The organism is Staphylococcus sp. GDY8P45P (genome assembly GCF_017892745.1).
GTDB classification, from domain to species: Bacteria; Bacillota; Bacilli; order Staphylococcales; family Staphylococcaceae; genus Staphylococcus; species Staphylococcus cohnii.
This window is the reverse complement of record NZ_JAESLS010000030.1, coordinates 1-1409: the sequence shown is the minus strand read 5'-3', so window position 1 is coordinate 1409 and position 1409 is coordinate 1. Positions and strand designations below refer to the sequence as shown.

At 38.0% G+C, this 1409-nt stretch carries 1 protein-coding gene; it reads right to left on the bottom strand.

Annotated features, from left to right (window positions below; all coding sequences use genetic code 11):
- Window positions 1-379: 379 nt before the first annotated feature.
- A complete protein-coding gene (aadD1, locus tag KA873_RS13450) occupies window positions 380-1141 on the bottom strand; it encodes an aminoglycoside O-nucleotidyltransferase ANT(4')-Ia (RefSeq protein WP_001014230.1) in 762 nt (253 codons plus the stop codon).
- Window positions 1142-1409: the final 268 nt, after the last annotated feature.

Sequence of the window (1409 nt, the reverse complement as noted above, 5' to 3'; positions counted from 1 at the left end):
AACGGCTACAGTGATAACATCCTTGTTAAATTGTTTATATCTGAAATAGTTCATACAGAAGACTCCTTTTTGTTAAAATTATACTATACATTCAACTTTGCAACAGAACCCTCTTTTTAATATCCCCGACTGGCAATGCCGGGATAGACTGTAACATTCTCACGCATAAAATCCCCTTTCATTTTCTAATGTAAATCTATTACCTTATTATTAATTCAATTCGCTCATAATTAATCCTTTTTCTTATTACGCAAAATGGCCCGATTTAAGCACACCCTTTATTCCGTTAATGCGCCATGACAGCCATGATAATTACTAATACTAGGAGAAGTTAATAAATACGTAACCAACATGATTAACAATTATTAGAGGTCATCGTTCAAAATGGTATGCGTTTTGACACATCCACTATATATCCGTGTCGTTCTGTCCACTCCTGAATCCCATTCCAGAAATTCTCTAGCGATTCCAGAAGTTTCTCAGAGTCGGAAAGTTGACCAGACATTACGAACTGGCACAGATGGTCATAACCTGAAGGAAGATCTGATTGCTTAACTGCTTCAGTTAAGACCGAAGCGCTCGTCGTATAACAGATGCGATGATGCAGACCAATCAACATGGCACCTGCCATTGCTACCTGTACAGTCAAGGATGGTAGAAATGTTGTCGGTCCTTGCACACGAATATTACGCCATTTGCCTGCATATTCAAACAGCTCTTCTACGATAAGGGCACAAATCGCATCGTGGAACGTTTGGGCTTCTACCGATTTAGCAGTTTGATACACTTTCTCTAAGTATCCACCTGAATCATAAATCGGCAAAATAGAGAAAAATTGACCATGTGTAAGCGGCCAATCTGATTCCACCTGAGATGCATAATCTAGTAGAATCTCTTCGCTATCAAAATTCACTTCCACCTTCCACTCACCGGTTGTCCATTCATGGCTGAACTCTGCTTCCTCTGTTGACATGACACACATCATCTCAATATCCGAATAGGGCCCATCAGTCTGACGACCAAGAGAGCCATAAACACCAATAGCCTTAACATCATCCCCATATTTATCCAATATTCGTTCCTTAATTTCATGAACAATCTTCATTCTTTCTTCTCTAGTCATTATTATTGGTCCATTCACTATTCTCATTCCCTTTTCAGATAATTTTAGATTTGCTTTTCTAAATAAGAATATTTGGAGAGCACCGTTCTTATTCAGCTATTAATAACTCGTCTTCCTAAGCATCCTTCAATCCTTTTAATAACAATTATAGCATCTAATCTTCAACAAACTGGCCCGTTTGTTGAACTACTCTTTAATAAAATAATTTTTCCGTTCCCAATTCCACATTGCAATAATAGAAAATCCATCTTCATCGGCTTTTTCGTCATCATCGGTCATAAAATCC